Annotated in this window: 1 protein-coding gene; it reads right to left on the bottom strand. The window is 44.4% G+C overall.

The features are described from left to right. The coding region (locus tag CWC11_RS20615) for a class II aldolase/adducin family protein (protein WP_171038477.1) at positions 1 to 259 on the bottom strand (259 nt) is incomplete at both ends.

The following is a 259-nucleotide window of genomic DNA, read 5'->3' as shown; positions in this document are numbered from 1 at the left end:
GCAACTTGAATCTCGCATGCACGCTGTAAGTCATAAAAACGCATAAAGGCATCGCCTACCGATGGTCCAACAGTTAAACCACCGTGGTTCACCAGCAGCATATGATTGGTTGTACCTAAGTCATCTTGCAAGCGCTTTTTCTCATCCATATTCACCGCTAAACCTTCATAGCCATGATACGATAGTGATGGTAAGGAGAACATACTGTGCTGACTCAAAGGCAATAAACCACATTCTACACTCGCGACTGCAATCGTTT

The sequence above is a fragment of the Pseudoalteromonas sp. S3178 genome (genome assembly GCF_005886985.1).
Lineage (GTDB): Bacteria > Pseudomonadota > Gammaproteobacteria > Enterobacterales > Alteromonadaceae > Pseudoalteromonas > Pseudoalteromonas carrageenovora.
Note: the sequence above shows the minus strand (reverse complement) of the source record. Positions and strands in the feature narration are given on the sequence as shown.